We start from the raw sequence: 16,631 nt of genomic DNA, 5'->3' as shown, positions 1-16,631 counted from the left end.
TCTAAAAAAAGATTAACAAAAATAATAGCTCGAAATGGCAAGTACCTATCGTTAATCTCGCCTAAAATCGCTAGAACAAGAATTAAACAATTGTACATCATTAACGATGATAGCTCATCCAAACTGGACACAGCACCCGCAGAATGACTCCAGAGGTTCCCGAATTGTGCAATAATGATCCCGCAGTCTCCCAACCCAACGTGCGTCCAATGGCCGACAGTCCCCAAATCCCCGATGAACTGATCCAGGTTTTAGCAGAATTTCAGGATCTGCATTTTGAACTCCCTGATCCAGAAGCGGAAATTACTGAATTGGATTTTGAACAGCAAATTGATGTCGCTTGGAAAGTTTGCGATCGCTTCGACTTGCAAACCGAAATCTGGCGCGGCAGAATATTAAGAGTTGTCCGAGATCGAGAAAAAAAAGGCGGCGAAGGACGGGGTACAGGCTTTTTAAATTGGTTAAAAGAACGGGAAATTAGCAAAAGTCAAGCCTATGCTTTAATTGAATTAGCTAATAGTGCTGATGCCCTATTACTTCAAGGTCATCTTAACCCCGATGCAATTAATAATTTTAGTAAAAGGGCGTTTATAGAAACGGCAAAAGCACCCGCAGAAGTGCAACAAATGGTTAGTGATGCGGCTTGTAACGGCGATCGCATTACTCGCCGTGAAGTTCGACAACTTAATGATGAATGGACGGCGATGAGTTCCGATTTAATTCCTGATAGCATTCGGGAAAAAGCCACGGAGGGGGCTATGCCGCCTCGTTATTTAGCGCCATTAGTGCGGGAAATGGAAAAATTACCCGAAGCACATATTACGGAATTAAAACGGGAAATGATCGAAAATCCTGATGTTGATACGATTAAACAGTTAACATCGGAAGCGAAAAATTTATCAAAATATTTGGATGCGGCGGGTCAAGTTCAAGCCTTAAATCAGTCTTCTGTAGATATGGAAATGGCGTTAGAAGAAGCGTTGCGGGTGGGATGTTTAAATACGGCTTCTGATTTAGTTAAACAAGCCACTGTCCTCGAACAAACGATGGTTAAACTCCATAGTAGTTGGAAACGAGTTGGCAGTTTAGCTGATAGATTATATGTAGATACGGGGGCAAGTACCCCCCATTTGCGATCGCTTTTAGGCTGTTTAGAACAGTTAGCAGGTCAAATTATTGAAGTGCAATTAGGCGATGGTAGCGAGGGCAGAATTCGCTTACAAATTCTATCGGATAATGATTAAAACCGTAGGGGTGGGTTCCGCAACACTGCAACAATTTATTATCTACAAATAATCTTTCTAAACCCGCCTCTACGGAATGGCAAAATATTGAAACCGTAGAGGCGGGTTCTGTAATAATTTATCCCCACCAGGGTAAAATATTAAATCAAAAACTTAGCTATTATAGAGGATAACCGATCTGATGTAAGATTCTGGAAACCTGAATCTGTTACAGGATCATCTCTTTATAAACATCATCAAAATTGTATGCTAAGTTGCAACGGATTTGAGCTATACAACCTGTTCCCGAGTTCTACTGCTATTTCCTATTCTAATCTATCATCAACCCTGCAAGATCAATGTTTATATGATTGTCAGGTAGATACTTCGGAAATTGGAGAAGTTGTGGCTAATTTTTTCAACTCTAACCCTTTATTACCCGGGGTGATTTTAACGGAAAATAACAATTTTTTGGGGATGATTTCTCGACAGCGATTTTTAGAAAGGTTAAGCCGTCCCTATAGTATTGAACTGTTTCTAAAGCGTCCTTTAAAAGTATTATATCGCTGGAAAAAAAAAGACATTTTAATCCTATCAGGTTTTACACCAATTTTAGAAGCCACTCAAACGGCTTTACAGCGCTTACCCGATTCAGTTTATGAACCTATTGTGGTTGAACTTTCCCCCCAGATTTATCGACTAATTGATATGTACCAACTGTTACTGGCTCAGTCCAAAATTCATCAATTATCGAATCAAGTTCTCCACAAATTATATGAAGAATTACAAATCCAAGCCAGCTTAGATGGACTAACTAAAGTCCCTAACCGTCGTTTTTTCGACCAATATTTTGATCAACAATGGTCAGAACTGAAATCTACTAAATTTTCCCTGTCTCTGATTTTTATTGATGTCGATTACTTCAAAGGCTATAATGATACCTACGGACATCAAGCTGGAGATGATTGTCTTAAACAAGTAGCTCAAGTCATCGCTCAAACTTTGACATCAGAACAGGGTTTAGTAGCTCGATATGGTGGGGAAGAATTTGTCGTTATTTTACCCAAAATTGATCAAGAACAAGCGATTAAAATCGCTGAAAAAATTCGAGATAATCTCAAATCCCTTCAAATTGATCATAAAAGTTCTTTGGTCAGTTCCTATATCACCCTAAGTTTAGGAATTGCTACCGCAGAATTTGGAAATCCAGAAACTATGAAAACGATTAAAACACCCGGAGATTTAATTGTTCTAGCGGATCAAGCCTTATATCAAGCAAAAAATCAAGGACGAGATCGGGTGGTTTGTTCGAGTTTCAAACATCCCTATCTTTGGGTAACAAATCCCCCAGTTCTATTTAAAAATTCCTAGGAAAACAGCTAAAATCACGAAGTTATTCTCTATTTTTTTCAGCCTTTATTTTGGTTGATAGGAGTATCTATCCCAAATAAGTTTAACAATAGGTAAACAGATTAATAATAGGTTAAATTTAAAATTTTGCTTCAAATTATAAATTATAGAATAAAATAGAATCAAGACTTTTCAGGGTGAAACGGTATCCTTTAAGCTGTTAAGCACTTGAAAGACACTACCCCAGTTATTAATAAGTAGTTGCACAAAATAAATTACCTAGTTGAGAGAGGGAACAGCCCCCCCAAACCCCCCGTGCACGGGGGGCTAGGGGGGGAGGGAACAGGGTAGATGATGTGTAATTAATTTTGTTTAGGTACTTATGAATGAATTACAAGGATTTGACGGTTTTTGAATAGGTAATTTAGATGCACTAACAGCTATCCGGTCAATTAAACTTCACAATCTATTTATTTTGGCATAATTATGCTCAATACTTACTCTATGAAAACGTCATCCTTAATGCTTCCTTTTTCATCCATTAATCAATTAAATTTAGAGTCAACCCTTAAAGATTTATCTTTGTATGATGATCAAGTTGATATCAACCAACCTGGGATAATTCTGACTCAAAAGTTAGAAGAAAATCCCCTGATTCCTGGGGTGATGCTAACTCAAAATGGTCGGTTTAGTGGGATGATTTCTCGACGAATATTTTTAGAATGTTTAAGTCGTCCCTATGGACGAGAATTGTTTTTACAACGTTCTATTCGTTCATTACAAAGGTTTGCTCAAAGCCAATTATTGGTTTTATCAGGAGATACGTTAATTGTAGAAGCAGCCCATCGAGTTGTCAAGCGATCGCCTGAATTATTATATGAACCAATTATCGTTCAGTTAACAGAAAACCAGCATCAACTTCTCGATATTCAACAGTTATTAGTTGCTCAATCTTCTATTCATCAATTAGCAACTGAATTATTACGTCAACAGACTCAATCTCAATTAATTCAAACTGAGAAATTAGCCAGTTTAGGAAAAATGGTCGCTGGAGTTGCCCATGAAATCCGAAATCCTGTCAGTTGTATTTTAGGAAATTCTAGCTGTCTCTTAAATTATTATCAAGATTTAATCAAGTTGATTCAAACCTATGAAGAAAATATCGAAAAACCTTGTCCTGCAATTGATGATGTTAAAGCTGAAATTGATTTTGAATTTTTACAACAAGACTTAGGAGAAGCAGTTAAAAGTATTTTAGTCAGTTCAGAACGTCTGAGTCAACTGGTTAATAGTTTGCATAGTTTTTCTCACATGGATGGTAGTCAACGGCGAGAAATTAATATCCATGATTGTCTGGATGGAACATTATTAATTTTAAAAAATCGTCTAAAACATGGAATTGAAGTTGTTAAAAACTATGGTGATATTCCTTTACTCAAGTGTTATTCTGGGCAACTGAGTCAAGTGTTTATGAACCTAATTTCTAATGCTATTGATGCCTTAGAAGAAAGGGAAGAAAACGGTCAACAATTCCCAAAAATTGAGATTAATACCCAGGTTAAAATTCTATCTCAAGATCAAATATATCCGGCGCAGTTAGCCCAATTTTCTCAAGGAAATCGGTTATTATATTGTTTACCAAGTGACCAAAAATCCTTATCTTTAGTTGAGCAAGATATTTTTGATATTGATGTGGAATCAGAATGGCTATCAATTTCTATTCGGGATAATGGAATGGGCATTCCCCAAGAAATTCAAACTCAAATTTTTGATACTTTTTTTACAACTAAACCCGCCGGAAAAGGAACTGGATTAGGATTAGCTATTAGCTACCAAATTATTAGCGAAAAACATGGGGGTCAACTGAACTTTATTTCTAATTTAGGGGTGGGGACGGAATTTGAGATTTTACTCCCAATTCTTTAAAAACTGATAAGTACCTAAACAAAATTAATTACACATCCTCTACCCTGTTCCCTCCCCCCCTAGCCCCCCGTGCACGGGGGGTTTGGGGGGCTGTTCCCTCTCTCAACTAGGTAATTTATTTTGTGCAACTACTTAACTGATTGTTTCAGGGTCTCTAATAAACTCAGAGGTAAATTAAACTGATTTATTTCTCCGATTCCATGATAATCACTCCCTCCCGTTTTTAATAGATTATGTTCTTCACAAAGTTTTTCTAACCGTTGAATTTGTGATAAACTATGATGGGGATGATAAACTTCTAACCCCATTAATCCAGCTTCTAATAATTCTTGAAAAACCGTTTCAATCTTTCCCCCTTGATATAAATAAGGATGAGCCCAAACGGGAATTGCACCACAGGATTTTAATAATTTAATCCCATCAATACTCGAAAATCTGTCATACTGAACAAATGCGGGTTTATGTTCTCCTAACCAGCGATCAAAAGCTTCTTTAGTAGACTTAACATAACCCGCTTTTAACATCGCCATGGCAATATGAGGACGCGCCACCGCCATTCCTTCCCCCATGGGTTCTAACTCAATTGGATAACCAAGTTCAGCCAGTTTTGCTATGATTTCATTGGCTCTATTTTTGCGTCCATTTAAACGTTCTTTAAGAGGATTTTCTAATTTATTTCTATCAGGATAAAACCCTAAAATATGTAATGATCTTTCGTTATAAACTGTTGATAATTCCACACCTGGGACAATTTCTATATCATAGAATTGCGCCGCCTGAAATGCTTCTTCCCAACCGGATAAAGTATCATGATCTGTAATTGCTAATGCTTTAATTCCGGCGGCGGCGGCGACCTTTACCAGTTCCGTTGGAGTCAGTTGACCATCGGAGTAAGTGGTATGACAGTGTAGTTCTAACATCGGTTAATCAATCTCCAAGGGATTCCTTGCTTAAAGTATAGTCCTAAGAATCCCGAATTGGAATTAATCCGCCAGAACGTTTCTTTTCCTACTTCCCGCTATACCATAATTTTAAGATTATGGCGTAGATAATGTCAATAAAAATGCTAAATTAGACTCTGCTTTTAAGGCATGGGGGGCATTAGCATCCATGACAATAAAAATTCCTGGTTCTAATCTAATATCTTCCCCATTTAAGGTTAAAATTCCTGCTCCTTCTAATACCTGAACCGTTGCATTTCGACTAGAGGTATGTTCAGAAATATCTGTTCCTTTTGCTAAACAAAATAGGGTATATTGGCAAATTTCATTTTTCCAAAGCACTGAACTGAAAATCCCAGCGTCCGAATATTGAATTTTATCCTTTAAATTTAAGATATTTTGAGTCATTGTTAAATCCTTTTACCAAATTTTATGGGTTTGTAAAAAATCCTGAATGGTTTGATAGAGTAAATGGGCTTGTTCTGGAGAAAATCCCCCATGACCTGCCCCTGGTATAGTTAATAATTGATTAGATACACCTAATTCATCTAGCTTTAGATGGAGTTTAACCGCTTGTTGGTGGGGAACTAACCCATCTTGATCACCATGAATGGTTAAAATTGGAGATAACCCTGGGCGAACATAATTAATCGGGGAAATTTTAGTAGCTAATTCCTGAATATTAGGTTGTTGACCAAACCACATTAGAGCATAATCTTGGCGGTTAACTCCAAATAAAACATCATTAACATCCATAATCCCAAATAGATTAATAATCGCTGCAACTTTTAATTCAGGTAGATTTTTATCATCAGCCGTTTCTGTCAATAAATCAAATCCAGCCGCATTGGGTAAAATACTGCATAAAGTTGCTAAATGTCCCCCAGATGAACCGCCAATAACTACAATTTTATTTAGATCAAATTGATATTCAGAACCATGGGAAAAGACCCAACGCAAAGCATACCTAATATCTTCAACTGCCGCCGGAGCTAAAGCCACATTCCCTAAACGATACTCAACATTAACAATCGACCATCCTTGAGTCAAAAACGGGAATAGTTGGGGCAGGACTTCCTCTTTGCTTCCCGATATCCAACCGCCTCCATGAACCGCAACCAAAGTTTTATTTACTCTTTTTAGGTTCCGAGGTTTATAGATGTCCAGATATACCACAATATCATTAATCTGACGATAGGGAATATTGGGGAAAACTTCGATTCCTTCAAATAAGAAACGTCCGAGGTCAGCAAAATTGGACATAAATTTAGTTAGGCTTTGAGGCCGTGATCAGGGGACAACAATCCGATACAATAAACCTTAACTATCATAAATGGAGTTGTAATACATGACTGGCGAAATTTTCTCAACCGCGTTCCTGTGCTTCTCTCTGATTCTTTTGGGTTTGGGGGGTGGCTTTCTGTTACTGAAAATCTAAGGCGGGGAATAGGGAGAACTGGAGGCAGGAGCAGGGGTGCAGGGATCAAACTTTTATGTTCCTTTATTTTTCTTGGTCTTTGGCTTGTACGTTTGTTTCCTCTGTTTCCTCTGAATCTGCAACAGTTAACAGTCTAACTGGAATAGTGAGCATTGTTCGGTGGGTGGAAAATGTCTTGATAAAACCTCCCACCCAATAGACATCTCCAAAATATAAATTGGGAAGGATAGCAAGATGGTAAAATTGGATTTTACCCCAATAAGAGATGAGTAACTTAAGAGAGTATCTGGACAAGAATCCCCAGCAAGCAAAAAGGCTATTAGGGATGGAATATGAACAGTTGATAGAACTCATTCAAGCTGCGGAGTTATTAGAACAAGAAAAACGACAGGAACAAGAAAAAACTAAAATCAGGTTGATTAAAGCAGGTGGGGGTCGTCGCCAGAAATTATCTGTGGATGAACAAATATTACTAACTCTAATTTATCTGCATCAGATGCCCACATTTCAAATGTTAGGGTTACAGTTTGAAGTGAGTGAATCAACAGCGAATGATATTTTCCATAACTGGATAAAAATCTTCAGAGAATTACTACCAGCGAGTTTAGTTGAGCAAGTAAAAAAAAACGAGAGTGATTGGGAGTGGGTAGAAAAAATTCTGCTGGAATTTGAGTTAATAGTAGATAGCTATGAACAGCCCATGCAAAGACCAACAGACAATGAAGAGCAGAAAAAATATTACTCAGGAAAGAAAAAAACACATACGTTTAAAAATCAAGTGATTGTCATGCCAAATGGGAAAGAAATAGTGGATGTAGTAGTGGGTTATACCGGAGCAACAAGCGATCTAAAATTGTGGAGAGAAAGAAGCGAGGAATTGGGGAACAATCAAAAATACAGAGGGGATAAAGCTTATGTAGGGGAAACAGCAATTAATACACCACATAAGAAACCGAGAAATCAAGAAATATCGCTTGAACATCGAGAAGAAAATCGGTTAAAAGCCAAACAAAGGATTGTAGTCGAACATTTAATAAGACTGATAAAAATTTATCGAGTTGCTTCAGAAAGATTTCGGTTAAAGAGGGAAAATTATGAAGCAGTAATCTTGACAGTATGTGGACTAATAAGATGGCGAATAGGAGCGATTGTATTATCATCTAAGAATTGCCCATAATTCTTGTAAAAAATGATTGAATATCAGAGATAAAATTCATTAATTATTATTAATGTAACTGAAAAAGCCTATAAATCCGTTACTTTGGGAGAACCCGGCACAGGAGTGCTAGAGGTTCAAAAATTAGCGATAGATGGCATTTGGGGATTTTCGGAGATATCTAATCAATAACCTCGCACACTTCAGCAATTATCGCCTTTGCTGCGTCTAAATCTTCTGCCTGAGACGCATGATAGTGCGCTCTGATTAGTGGTTTAATATCCTCAATATTTTGCCATTCAGATTTAGGTTTGAGCGGAATACTGATATAATAATTATAGGCTTGATGATGGGCTATGCTAACATTTTCAGGGTTTTGATTTAACAAGCGATCGCCTTTTTCTTGGACTAGGGGATGCAATTGATAGGATTCGCGTTGGTAATCATAATATAGCAATTGTCGACGCTTGAGAGCCAGGATAATATTTTCTTTGAGTTCATATTTACTCACTTCTGGCATTTGAGTAGCAATTGCAGCAAAAGATAGGGGATATTCTGAAGTTTGATAGACAGAAATTCGGCCCAGACAAGTTTGCTCTATTTCACTAAGACGCGCTATCATTTCATCAATTAACTTTTCAATATCTCGGATTAATAACCAGTCTCTATCCTGCAAAAATTTCCCTACATTTCCTTGAAATTCAGCATGATCTCGAATCAAGACGGCTACCAATTGCAAGGCTTTAGGATATCCTTGATAGCGTGCTGATAATTCGGCTAATTCTTCTTCATTCCCAGTTAGATTAAAAGATTGTAATAGGCTAATTGCTGCATCTTGATTGAGTCCATTTAGCTGGATTTCACGGGTAAGAGTTGGCGGTAATTCCGCTAAACTTTCGCGACTGGTGAATAGGATTTTGCTTTGATGTTCTGTTTCTAATAGTTGTTTGAATAACCAAGCATATTCGGCACAATTGTCGGCGAAATAACCAGCAGCTTTTGCCTCTCCGGTTTTCAAAAGTGTGTCAGCGCGATCGAAAACGAGCAAGCAAGGTTTTTCTCTGAGGATTTTGAGCAGATTTTCAGTTTTTTTGCCACAGTCATTTTCAGCAGTAATGTCGCCGTTGGAGAGGGTAAATAGCAGGGAGTCAATTATGCGATTAAAGGGGGGTGCTTTGCCTGTTGCCGATTCTAATGATTGCCAAACGACGGCGGTAAAGCAGGTATTTTCTGTGTGTAATTGGCGAATTAGTTGGCTAATGAGAGAGGTTTTTCCGATACCTGGTAAGCCGACAATTGAGATGGCTGTGATATCTGAGTTAACAATAGTAGCTTTTAAGATGTCAAGTTCTTTTGTGCGATTTACCCAATTTCTCACGGGGGGTAAATTTTCAGGGATGGGTAAGTTTTTATCGTTTTCAGAGTCTAGGGGGATATCTGCGATCGCGGCGGCTAAAAGTGGTTCTGTTTTCTTAATTTTGTAACCTTCAGCTATGTATTCCCAGTTTTCTATTTCTACTGCTTTGCAAATATTGATAAAGTTCTCTCGTCTAATTCCTATTCTCGCCCAAAACCGCTTTAAAGTAGCTGTTGAAACTAAAGCAGCGAGACACCAAGTATCCTCAGTTTTATTCCATCCGAGATTGCGCCTTACCATGTCAATGATTTTTAGCCCTTCTTCAGACGCCCTGAGCAAACCTGCCATTGTTAGTCCTTTAGCACAATTGCGATCAAATTTAATTATAGCTCAGGTTGGAGAGCCGAAAGATGAGCCAAATGATCTAAATGAGTCAAAAGAGCCTTTTATATTGAGCCAAATGGTGAGCCATTGAGCCGAGACAGTGTAGGGATTCGGGATTATTATCAAAGGATCAGACTGCCTTTGTCCGTCAGTCCTGCTGATATCAAAGCTGGCACTGTGGGCTTGTTAAGCCATTTCCTAGCAAAAGTCCTAAAACTTTTATGTTCAGAGCAAGTCTTGTTGGAACAAAACTTCAGAACGGACGCTATCACATCACAGGCGAACTGGGAGAGGGTGGTATTGGGGAAACATTTTTAGCTGAAGACGCCAACTATTTCAATGAACCCTGCGTTGTTAAAAGACTCAAGCCACAACAGCAACAGTCTGTTTGGAAGTGGGTGCAAGAGGCATTTGAAAAAGAAGCTAAAACACTGAAAACATTAGGACAACACGATCAAATTCCGAGGCTTTTAGCTTACTTCCTAGAAAATCAAGAATTTTTCTTAGTCCAAGAATTTGTCAAGGGTAACAATCTTCGTAAAGACATCTATCCGGGTAAACAATTGCATGAACATGATGTCTCTTACCTCTTGAGAGACATTTTAGAAGTTTTGGAGTTTGTTCATCAAAAAGGAGTGATTCACCGCGATATTACGCCAGAGAACTTGATGATCAGATATTCAGATAAAAAGATTGTAATCATCGACTTTGGAGCGGTCAAAGAAATCAGTACCCAAGTATTTAATACACAGGGGCAAGTGGTTATAAATTCTGTCGTTGGTAAGCCCGGTTATATGCCTGTTGAACAATTAGGAGGACAACCTTTATTCTGTAGCGACATTTATGCAGTGGGAATGATTGGGATTGAAGCTATCACAGGTTTATCTCCGATGCAACTTGCTAATCGTAATAATTCGGAAATTGTCTGGCGAAATAGAGTACAAGTCAGCGATGACTTTGCCAATATTTTAGAAAAAATGGTACGTTTCAGATATCAAGAACGCTATCAATCGGCTTCAGAAGCGCTGCAAGCTGTTCATCAGTTACTACAAACCAAACCTTTCTTACCACCGCCATACCAACAACAACCACCACCGCCATACCAACAACAACAACCGCCACCATACCAACAACCGCCACCCCCACAACCGCCATACCAACCACCACCATACCAACAACCGCCACCCCCACAACCACCACCCTCACAACCGCCATACCAACAACCACCATACCAACAACCACCACCCATATTACAACCAGCAGACTTCGGACGCCGACTGGTTGCATATTTGTTTGATGTCTCTATTTTAGCTTTCGGCAGTCTTCTGATTAATGCGGTAATGTTTGGTGGCACTACTACTTTAGTGGGTTGGATTACTTGGTATGTCGTACTTGGATTTCTGTACTGTCCAGTCATGGAAAGTTCTTTTCTGCAAGCAACTCTTGGCAAGATGGCAGTGGGAATTATTGTTACAGATTTAAGTGGAAATCAGATTTCTTTTGAGCAAGGCACAAAAAGACATTGCAGTAAACTAATCTCATACTTGCTTATATTTATGGGTTTCTTAATGGGGGGATTTACCCAGAAAAGAAGAACTCTCCATGATCAATTATCTGACTGTTTAGTAATTAGGAAATAATCAAATGACTAGGACAACTGGCTATGCAGGATTTGAGAAAAGATTTGCTGCTTTATTAATAGATGGAATTATTTTGAGTTTCATTGGTTTTATAATTGTTGGTCGCTCACCATCAAAATTGCAACAGCCAAATACCGAACTAGCTATGTATCTCATTTTGATGCAGATAATAGGTTGGATTTATTTCGCTCTCCTCGAAAGTTCTTCAATGCAGGGAACTCTTGGAAAGAGAGTTGTGGGTATTATTGTTACTAATCTTCAGGGAAATAAGATTTCCTTTGGCAAAGCTACAGCAAGATATTTCGCTAAGTCAGCTTGTTTTGTATTTTGGATAGCGGCTACCTTGATGGTTGTTATGACACCCAGTACAGCAGCATCAGATTCTCCTTATTATTATCTATCTATAGCCCTTGTTGTTATAGGATTATTAGTTTTTATTGTTGGCTACTTGATGGTAGGATATACACCAGAAAAGCAAGCACTTCATGATATTATAGCTAGATGTTACATTGTTAATGGTCGAGGTCAGTCTAGCTCAATTTCGTGGAAACCGCTAGCTGGATTGGCAATTGCAGTTCTAATATCCAAAGGAATTTTTTCACAGGTTCCCAAAAACTCAAATCTGGTTAAAGAGCCAGAAACTATAAATTCATCAACACCCGCACCTACACCCGAACCCACACCCGAACCTACACCTGCACCTACGCCTACTCCTGAACCTACAGAAAATAATACTGGACTGGGAGAACTAATTTCACCTCCACCTGGGGTTGAGTCTCAAACAAATGGCGTTTGGGGCTTAGAGTTTGCTGTTGGTGCGACTCAGCATCAGGCTATTCTATCTATTAATGGAGATTCAGGATTTATGGTAGTTCGTCTGCCCGATGGTCAGGGTGGAATTAAAAACATTGGGCAAACAATGAAACTTCGGCAATCATATAAAGGGTTAGTAATAGTGGGTCAAGATCCTACAGATATTGATACTGACAAACCTAGTGAGACTTATCAACCTGATAATTTTCTGATTGCTGTACGCCCCGAAAAAGAAAACCCAGTCACATTCCGAAATATTTCAGTGAATTCTGATGGCTCAGTAATGGAATTTCCTGTTAACCCTACTTTTTTGGGTTATCCCCGCATAGGAATTAAAATGACTGAACTTTCGTCTCAACTTCGAGATGAAATTAATCAGAATGGGAGTTTACCTTTTTCCATTACTCAAGATACAGGTGTTATAATTACTGAGGTTAACGAAGATTCACCAGCAGCTAAAGCCGACCTACGACAAGGAGATATTATTCAGAGTATAGATGGAACAAATGTTGCTCGTGCTTCTGATGTTCAGCTTAGGATTACTTCTTCATTGTTGTACTTTCCTCTAAATTTTGATATTAATCGTGGGGAAGAAAATCTATCAGTTAAAGTTAGTCTTGATTGTTGTGTCACCCAGGAAGAATTGAATCAACAACAATCCCCGGTACAGTAATAATAAATGTGATCAGATGAAATTTTTGGTGTCTATACAAACATCTTTGGTGTCGTCATCAACACGCAGCCAGATATTGTGAAAAATGCCTTATTTACTATTCCTTTGAACGATCCAATCACTCAGATAGGATGATGCTGTAGGAAAGTTACCCATAGTTCCATCATAGTAATATTAGCGATCGCCTTTTCCCAAAAAGCGCGATCGCCCTTTATTCATCCACGTCGATCTGTTGTTAAAAAAGCGCGATCGCGCTCCATAAACTTTTGGCTACTTTTGTTAATAATTTTACAACTCTGCTGTTGAGTTATTGAGCGATCGCCTGACTCGCTTCAATCTTTGTTCGCGAAGCTGTTCTGCCAGCATCGCATTAATTTCTCCTAATTCTAAATTCACTTCTTGAACCTCCATCCGAGAGCGGCGGAGGTTAGCAAGCAAGCGTTTAGATGTTTCTGGATCGGGGATATGGGGTTGTTTATTCATGGCAAGTTATATTCCATTTTAACTTCTTTAATACTACGCTCCAACGCCGGAATCCTTGCTTGGGTTCGTGCTATAGCTCGTTCTAGTAATTGTAGCATATCAGGAGAGGCCTGATGTTGAGCTTTGGCAATTTGAAGCTGGATATTAGACAGTTGAGAGTAGGAAGATTCAGCATCTTCGGCGGCACTTTTCATTTCATCTAGTGCCGGAATCGTTACCTCTGTCTCTCCAAATAGCTCAAAAATAGTTAATTCCAAGGCTGAAGCTTCATTAACAATGTCTAACGCCTGCTGTTTTAATTGATTGATAGTTTCAGTTGTTCTTGATGGTAAATTAGCCATAATTACACTATTTTATAAGTTATTACAATTGAAATTTAACATAAAATAGTACAATTTTTTGACAAGTATCGCCCTTTCCCCATCCATCTCTATTTGTGGTTAAAAAAGCGCATAGGCTTTGCCAGCCAAAGGTATCGCCTTTGCTCCATCCATTTCTATCTGCGTAAATTTGCCGTTAAAAAGCTATTAATTAGTAAACAAACTCGGCTCCACATAAAAAAAACTACCCAGAATCAAGGCCTGCTCTTTGCTGATATCTCGCTGGCCATTAACCAATTCATAAACTCCGGCTTCATCGCCAATAATTCCCACCAAATCCGCCGGTTTTAGCACTCGCTGTTCCATCAAAAATAGTAACAATGAATGAGGCGTAGCTGTAACTCCAGGTGCATAATATTCTTGCTCAAAATCTAATGTGTTACAATTGAGTAAAACTCTATCCCAGGGAGTTTTACCTAACTTTATAATAGCTGAAAGATATGTTTTGGATTCTGAAAAACTTAATCAGCACAGATCCACAAGGATGCCTCAGTTTAAACCTCGAACCCAAGTCAACAGAGTATCGCGTTCTCATCAACGAAGCCGGACAAATTTTATTAGACCCAATAACCAACATACCTGATTGCGAACAGTGGTTGTGGCAAAACCCCCAAGCATTAGCCTCAGTCAAGTGCGGCCTCGCCCAAGCAGCTAAAGGTGAAGTACATGACTTGGGTGACTTTTCTGAATATGCTGATTTGGAGATTGAAGAGGAATGAATTTTCGGATAGAATTTTCTTCATCAGCTAGAGATAGCTTAATTAATCTTCAAGAACTCGATGCCAAAAAATACAATAAAGTGCTGAAAACACTTGGATTAATGGCCACTAATTTACGCCATCCCAGCTTGAAAACTCATAAATACGACACATTATCAGGCCCTAATCAAGAAGAAATATTTGAGGCTTACGTCGAAAACAAAACCCCAGCAGCGTTTCGAGTTTTTTGGTATTATGGCCCGGACAAAGGTGTAATCACAGTTATTGGAATTACACCTCATCCTTAAAGTGCGATTGCTACCGGAATAGTAATATTAAGAAGTGCGATCGCTCTTTCCCCAAAAAGCGAGATCGCACTTCATCTATCCGTATCCATTTGCGATTTAAAAATTTCTATACAACCCTTACATCTCTAACTATGCTACCATTAACCTCAGCTATTATTATTGACTAAAGCCATAAACATTGACAAACCTATCCGACGAAAAAAATACTCTCATTGCTGAACTTAGAAAAGCTGGAATTAAACATACACCTGAAGAAATTTTGCGAATATCCCAACTCCCTAATGGCAAAATAGTTTTCTTAGAAAGGGGAAATGCTAGTTCTGGACTGCAACATATATTAGAAAATCACAAAGATGAATTTGCCGAAAAAGGAATTTATGAAGCCGAGGTTCCCGATGCAGTCTTCCTAGCCGTTATTCAGGGGACTGTAGTAGGTTATCAAAAACCCAATTGCCCTATTTATCAAATTATCTTTAATGGCAAAACTCAGTTAATTGCTGTTACAGTAGGTAGTAATGGTTATATAGTCTGTGCCAATCCTCGCTCTACTTCACAATAACTGAAAAAAGGAGAAATCAAATGACAATCAACATCAAGTTAATGCCAGATTATTGCTCGTACTCTTTGTGGGGACTCGATCCTGATAATATTGGAGATATCAATCCCGCATTATTACCCTTGAGTAAAAAGACAATCAAGCGTTTGGAAAAATGGGCTGCCACCTACGATCAAATTTTGAAGTGGGACGATCCAGCTTCATCAGGTTTTGCAACTGTTGAAGAAGCTGAAAAATTTGAACGAGAAGGAGTTGATTTATGGCATCAGTTACGAGAAGAATTGGCTCCTAATTATGAAGTGCGTTACTTTAGTCAAAAATTGCGAAAAGTTATAAATAACCCAGATGAATTAATGGTTAGTGCCTAATTATATCAAGACTTACGCAATTGGCACAACCTGTAGGAAAATCTTCGATATTGCCCCCCTTTCTCCAAAAAGCGCGATCGTCTTTCATCCTAAAATTTACTCTTTTGACAACTGATGCTATAATTAAATAACAGTATTTGTAACTACTAACTACTAAGATGGCGCAAGCTAAAGAAATTTTAATTTCCTTACCAACATCGCTAGTAAAATTTATTGAAAGCTACAAAATTACCAAGGGATGCCAATCGCCTTCCCAAGTAATTGAATTAGCCTTAGAATTATTGCAAAACCAAGACCTAGAAGAATCTTATAGACAAGCATCTAGTGAAATTGACTCCGCACTGGAATAGTGAGCATTGCTCGGTGGGTGGCAAACATCTTGATAAAACCCCCCACCCAATCAATAACCTCCGAGCGTGAAAACGCAATTTTCTATACAGAGCTACGCTACGCATAGAAAATTGCGTAAGTCCTGAATCAATTCAAAACTGATAACTGCTAGAGAAGCGCCATAGCACGTTTCTACTGATGACTGATGAGTGATGACTGATTCAAATATCGTTCAATTAACACGATCGCCACAATATCATCAATCGGACGAGGTGGGGTTCGCATTCCTTTGGGAATTAAACGAGTTAAACCTTTAGGGGGATAAATTTGCCAATAGCGATCGCGCGCTTCTAAGGTAGAATATCGTTCATTCACTTGAATAATAGAAAGGGATTCTGGCAAAATTTCAGTTAGTTTTTGTTTCCACATTTTTGAAGTGGTTTGATCTCCCATTACCACCGTTTCAATAGTAAATTGTTGACACAAAGATTCAATAATTTTAGGAACATCCGGCGATAAAATCACCTCATGATAATATAACTGGGAACCGTCACCCATCACCGCAATTCCACATTTTTCTCGACCGGGATCAAACCCTAAAATCATT

Annotated in this window: 20 protein-coding genes; 12 read left to right on the top strand and 8 right to left on the bottom strand. The window is 38.5% G+C overall.

What is annotated here, in order from left to right; translation table 11 throughout:
- Positions 1–209 precede the first annotated feature (209 nt).
- The 3 genes from NMG86_RS19395 to NMG86_RS19385 all read left to right on the top strand — a co-directional run bounded on the left by NMG86_RS19395 (position 210) and on the right by NMG86_RS19385 (position 4,499).
- Complete coding sequence (locus tag NMG86_RS19395) at positions 210–1,244, top strand: hypothetical protein (RefSeq protein WP_026785543.1); 1,035 nt, start codon at positions 210–212, stop codon at positions 1,242–1,244.
- Between the two features lie 246 nt (positions 1,245–1,490).
- Complete coding sequence (locus NMG86_RS19390) at positions 1,491–2,594, top strand: GGDEF domain-containing protein (protein WP_052338539.1); 1,104 nt, start codon at positions 1,491–1,493, stop codon at positions 2,592–2,594.
- A gap of 465 nt (positions 2,595–3,059) precedes the next feature.
- Positions 3,060–4,499 carry a sensor histidine kinase gene (locus tag NMG86_RS19385; RefSeq protein ID WP_026785544.1) on the top strand — a complete coding sequence of 480 codons (1,440 nt, stop codon included), beginning with the start codon at positions 3,060–3,062 and terminating at the stop codon, positions 4,497–4,499.
- 128 nt (positions 4,500–4,627) lie between these two features.
- On the opposite strand, the gene NMG86_RS19380 is transcribed toward NMG86_RS19385, so the two are convergent.
- From NMG86_RS19380 to NMG86_RS19370, 3 genes are all read right to left on the bottom strand, one after another.
- The gene (locus tag NMG86_RS19380; protein WP_026785545.1) at positions 4,628–5,419 is read right to left on the bottom strand and encodes a PHP domain-containing protein; all 792 of its coding nucleotides are present in this window, start codon (positions 5,417–5,419) and stop codon (positions 4,628–4,630) included.
- A 117-nt stretch (positions 5,420–5,536) separates the two neighbouring features.
- Positions 5,537–5,848, bottom strand: coding sequence for a cupin domain-containing protein (locus NMG86_RS19375; protein ID WP_026785546.1), 312 nt, complete (start codon positions 5,846–5,848; stop codon positions 5,537–5,539).
- Between the two features lie 12 nt (positions 5,849–5,860).
- Positions 5,861–6,703, bottom strand: coding sequence for an alpha/beta hydrolase (locus tag NMG86_RS19370; protein WP_052338538.1), 843 nt, complete (start codon positions 6,701–6,703; stop codon positions 5,861–5,863).
- Between the two features lie 85 nt (positions 6,704–6,788).
- On the opposite strand from NMG86_RS19370, the gene petM reads away from it, so the two are divergent.
- Both petM and NMG86_RS19360 read left to right on the top strand, forming a co-directional pair.
- Positions 6,789–6,878 carry a cytochrome b6-f complex subunit PetM gene (petM, locus tag NMG86_RS19365; RefSeq protein WP_071782609.1) on the top strand — a complete coding sequence of 30 codons (90 nt, stop codon included), beginning with the start codon at positions 6,789–6,791 and terminating at the stop codon, positions 6,876–6,878.
- Positions 6,879–7,143: 265 nt separating this feature from the next.
- The gene (locus NMG86_RS19360) at positions 7,144–8,055 is read left to right on the top strand and encodes an IS5/IS1182 family transposase (protein WP_026788241.1); all 912 of its coding nucleotides are present in this window, start codon (positions 7,144–7,146) and stop codon (positions 8,053–8,055) included.
- A gap of 160 nt (positions 8,056–8,215) precedes the next feature.
- On the opposite strand, the gene NMG86_RS19355 is transcribed toward NMG86_RS19360, so the two are convergent.
- Positions 8,216–9,739, bottom strand: coding sequence for an NB-ARC domain-containing protein (locus NMG86_RS19355; protein ID WP_081695661.1), 1,524 nt, complete (start codon positions 9,737–9,739; stop codon positions 8,216–8,218).
- A gap of 257 nt (positions 9,740–9,996) precedes the next feature.
- Between NMG86_RS19355 and NMG86_RS19350 the strand changes: the two genes are divergently transcribed.
- Entirely contained in the window at positions 9,997–11,415 is a 1,419-nt protein-coding gene (locus NMG86_RS19350; RefSeq protein WP_026785547.1) for a protein kinase domain-containing protein, read from the top strand.
- A 4-nt stretch (positions 11,416–11,419) separates the two neighbouring features.
- A complete protein-coding gene (locus tag NMG86_RS19345; RefSeq protein WP_026785548.1) occupies positions 11,420–12,901 on the top strand; it encodes an RDD family protein in 1,482 nt (493 codons plus the stop codon).
- Between the two features lie 288 nt (positions 12,902–13,189).
- Here the strand turns inward: NMG86_RS19345 and NMG86_RS19340 are convergent, their stop codons facing one another.
- The 3 genes from NMG86_RS19340 to NMG86_RS19330 all read right to left on the bottom strand — a co-directional run bounded on the left by NMG86_RS19340 (position 13,190) and on the right by NMG86_RS19330 (position 14,070).
- Complete coding sequence (locus NMG86_RS19340) at positions 13,190–13,384, bottom strand: hypothetical protein (RefSeq protein ID WP_026785549.1); 195 nt, start codon at positions 13,382–13,384, stop codon at positions 13,190–13,192.
- The gene (locus tag NMG86_RS19335) at positions 13,381–13,725 is read right to left on the bottom strand and encodes a hypothetical protein (RefSeq protein WP_026796295.1); all 345 of its coding nucleotides are present in this window, start codon (positions 13,723–13,725) and stop codon (positions 13,381–13,383) included. Before NMG86_RS19335 ends, NMG86_RS19340 begins: the two co-directional genes overlap by 4 nt.
- Before the next feature lie 186 nt (positions 13,726–13,911).
- The gene (locus NMG86_RS19330; RefSeq protein WP_193372454.1) at positions 13,912–14,070 is read right to left on the bottom strand and encodes a hypothetical protein; all 159 of its coding nucleotides are present in this window, start codon (positions 14,068–14,070) and stop codon (positions 13,912–13,914) included.
- A 134-nt stretch (positions 14,071–14,204) separates the two neighbouring features.
- Here NMG86_RS19330 and NMG86_RS19325 point away from each other — a divergent pair, with 134 nt between their 5' ends.
- From NMG86_RS19325 to NMG86_RS19305, 5 genes are all read left to right on the top strand, one after another.
- Positions 14,205–14,483 (top strand): hypothetical protein, encoded by a 279-nt coding sequence (locus tag NMG86_RS19325; RefSeq protein ID WP_026785551.1) that lies wholly within the window; start codon positions 14,205–14,207, stop codon positions 14,481–14,483.
- Entirely contained in the window at positions 14,480–14,770 is a 291-nt protein-coding gene (locus NMG86_RS19320; protein WP_026785552.1) for a hypothetical protein, read from the top strand. Before NMG86_RS19325 ends, NMG86_RS19320 begins: the two co-directional genes overlap by 4 nt.
- Positions 14,771–14,948: 178 nt before the next feature.
- A complete protein-coding gene (locus tag NMG86_RS19315) occupies positions 14,949–15,329 on the top strand; it encodes a hypothetical protein (protein ID WP_026785553.1) in 381 nt (126 codons plus the stop codon).
- A 20-nt stretch (positions 15,330–15,349) separates the two neighbouring features.
- Positions 15,350–15,694, top strand: coding sequence for an immunity protein CdiI family protein (locus tag NMG86_RS19310; protein WP_026785554.1), 345 nt, complete (start codon positions 15,350–15,352; stop codon positions 15,692–15,694).
- A gap of 158 nt (positions 15,695–15,852) precedes the next feature.
- Positions 15,853–16,044 carry a hypothetical protein gene (locus NMG86_RS19305; RefSeq protein ID WP_036833336.1) on the top strand — a complete coding sequence of 64 codons (192 nt, stop codon included), beginning with the start codon at positions 15,853–15,855 and terminating at the stop codon, positions 16,042–16,044.
- 172 nt (positions 16,045–16,216) lie between these two features.
- Here NMG86_RS19305 and NMG86_RS19300 read toward each other — a convergent pair whose 3' ends face one another.
- A complete protein-coding gene (locus NMG86_RS19300) occupies positions 16,217–16,630 on the bottom strand; it encodes a pre-16S rRNA-processing nuclease YqgF (protein WP_026785555.1) in 414 nt (137 codons plus the stop codon).
- Between the last annotated feature and the right edge of the window lies 1 nt (position 16,631).

Origin of the sequence: Planktothrix rubescens CCAP 1459/22 (assembly GCA_904830895.1) — a bacterium.
GTDB lineage: Bacteria > Cyanobacteriota > Cyanobacteriia > Cyanobacteriales > Microcoleaceae > Planktothrix > Planktothrix agardhii.
The sequence above is the reverse complement of the archived record's forward strand: the minus strand, read 5'-3'. Positions and strand labels throughout refer to the sequence as shown.

What these genes read in the sequence shown, in the direction of transcription:
- NMG86_RS19395 (WP_026785543.1), top strand. Translation starts at nt 210, where the DNA reads ATGGCCGACAGTCCCCAAATCCCCGATGAACTGATCCAGGTTTTAGCA.
- NMG86_RS19390 (WP_052338539.1), top strand. Translation starts at nt 1,491, where the DNA reads ATGCTAAGTTGCAACGGATTTGAGCTATACAACCTGTTCCCGAGTTCT.
- NMG86_RS19385 (WP_026785544.1), top strand. Translation starts at nt 3,060, where the DNA reads ATGCTCAATACTTACTCTATGAAAACGTCATCCTTAATGCTTCCTTTT.
- NMG86_RS19380 (WP_026785545.1), bottom strand. Translation starts at nt 5,419, where the DNA reads ATGTTAGAACTACACTGTCATACCACTTACTCCGATGGTCAACTGACT.
- NMG86_RS19375 (WP_026785546.1), bottom strand. Translation starts at nt 5,848, where the DNA reads ATGACTCAAAATATCTTAAATTTAAAGGATAAAATTCAATATTCGGAC.
- NMG86_RS19370 (WP_052338538.1), bottom strand. Translation starts at nt 6,703, where the DNA reads ATGTCCAATTTTGCTGACCTCGGACGTTTCTTATTTGAAGGAATCGAA.
- petM (WP_071782609.1), top strand. Translation starts at nt 6,789, where the DNA reads ATGACTGGCGAAATTTTCTCAACCGCGTTCCTGTGCTTCTCTCTGATT.
- NMG86_RS19360 (WP_026788241.1), top strand. Translation starts at nt 7,144, where the DNA reads ATGAGTAACTTAAGAGAGTATCTGGACAAGAATCCCCAGCAAGCAAAA.
- NMG86_RS19355 (WP_081695661.1), bottom strand. Translation starts at nt 9,739, where the DNA reads ATGGCAGGTTTGCTCAGGGCGTCTGAAGAAGGGCTAAAAATCATTGAC.
- NMG86_RS19350 (WP_026785547.1), top strand. Translation starts at nt 9,997, where the DNA reads ATGTTCAGAGCAAGTCTTGTTGGAACAAAACTTCAGAACGGACGCTAT.
- NMG86_RS19345 (WP_026785548.1), top strand. Translation starts at nt 11,420, where the DNA reads ATGACTAGGACAACTGGCTATGCAGGATTTGAGAAAAGATTTGCTGCT.
- NMG86_RS19340 (WP_026785549.1), bottom strand. Translation starts at nt 13,384, where the DNA reads ATGAATAAACAACCCCATATCCCCGATCCAGAAACATCTAAACGCTTG.
- NMG86_RS19335 (WP_026796295.1), bottom strand. Translation starts at nt 13,725, where the DNA reads ATGGCTAATTTACCATCAAGAACAACTGAAACTATCAATCAATTAAAA.
- NMG86_RS19330 (WP_193372454.1), bottom strand. Translation starts at nt 14,070, where the DNA reads ATGGAACAGCGAGTGCTAAAACCGGCGGATTTGGTGGGAATTATTGGC.
- NMG86_RS19325 (WP_026785551.1), top strand. Translation starts at nt 14,205, where the DNA reads ATGTTTTGGATTCTGAAAAACTTAATCAGCACAGATCCACAAGGATGC.
- NMG86_RS19320 (WP_026785552.1), top strand. Translation starts at nt 14,480, where the DNA reads ATGAATTTTCGGATAGAATTTTCTTCATCAGCTAGAGATAGCTTAATT.
- NMG86_RS19310 (WP_026785554.1), top strand. Translation starts at nt 15,350, where the DNA reads ATGACAATCAACATCAAGTTAATGCCAGATTATTGCTCGTACTCTTTG.
- NMG86_RS19305 (WP_036833336.1), top strand. Translation starts at nt 15,853, where the DNA reads ATGGCGCAAGCTAAAGAAATTTTAATTTCCTTACCAACATCGCTAGTA.
- NMG86_RS19300 (WP_026785555.1), bottom strand. Translation starts at nt 16,630, where the DNA reads ATGATTTTAGGGTTTGATCCCGGTCGAGAAAAATGTGGAATTGCGGTG.